The following is an 829-nucleotide window of genomic DNA, read 5'->3' as shown; positions in this document are numbered from 1 at the left end:
CCCGTTCTTCAACGAGCATTACGCCGCCAACATGCACGCGCTCAGCGATCCGGTCTTCGAACAGGGGCGGCGCGGCACCATGGGGCTGCTGCGCCACATCCGCGAGGGCGGCATGGGCGTGCTGCTCTTCGACGTCTACTCGAGCGACGGGGTGGCCATCGACTTCCTCGGCCAGCCTGCGCCCACGCTGACGTCGGCTGCGGAAATCGCGGTGAAGACCGGCGCGCTTTTCGTGCCGTTCTTCGGCATCCGCAAGGCCGACGGGCTGTCCTTCGAGGCGGTGTTCGAGGCGCCCATTCCCCATGGCGAGCCGGTGGAGATGATGCGCGAAGCGACGCGGCGGCTCGAGGCGCGCATCGCCGAGGACCCGACGCAGTGGTTCTGGATCCACCGCCGCTGGAAGCCCAAGCGGCAGGCCAGGCGTCAGCGCAAGCGCGCCGCCGCGAATATGGGCCCGTAATCCTTTTCCTGGAGCAGGACCACGATCGGGTCCTCGCCCTCGACCGTGACCTCCATCTCGAGCGGCGCCTGCCCGTCCCAGATGCCCAGCACCTGCCAGCCATGGGCGATGTGGGTGTAGGTGATCGCCTGCCCGGCGTTCTCGCCCTCGAGGATGCTGACCCGCGATTCCGGCGTGTAGCGCACCATCTGCACGATGGTTTCGGGCAGCGTGCCCAGCGGCTCGGCGTGAATCTCGATCTGCCCGTCGTCGCCCCGGGTCAGGCTCAGCCGCGCCCGTGCCGGCTTGTCGGCGAGATGGTGAATCGCGTCCACCACCTTCATCGGCCGCGAGCCCACCACGTCGTAGACCCCGCCGATCATCATCTGG

At 68.4% G+C, this 829-nt stretch carries 2 protein-coding genes; one reads left to right on the top strand and one right to left on the bottom strand.

The window, feature by feature from the left end; genetic code table 11:
• On the top strand, positions 1-460 hold a 460-nt coding region (locus HC022_RS27615; RefSeq protein WP_167454502.1), incomplete at its 5' end, for a lysophospholipid acyltransferase family protein.
• Here the strand turns inward: HC022_RS27615 and HC022_RS27610 are convergent.
• Positions 424-829, bottom strand: a 406-nt coding sequence (locus HC022_RS27610) for a DUF1223 domain-containing protein (protein ID WP_167454501.1), incomplete at its 5' end; no start/stop codon positions are given. The genes HC022_RS27615 and HC022_RS27610 overlap by 37 nt on opposite strands.

The organism is Salipiger sp. HF18 (assembly GCF_011806505.1).
GTDB classification, from domain to species: domain Bacteria; phylum Pseudomonadota; class Alphaproteobacteria; order Rhodobacterales; family Rhodobacteraceae; genus Salipiger; species Salipiger thiooxidans.
This window is presented reverse-complemented; position numbering and strand designations above follow the sequence as displayed.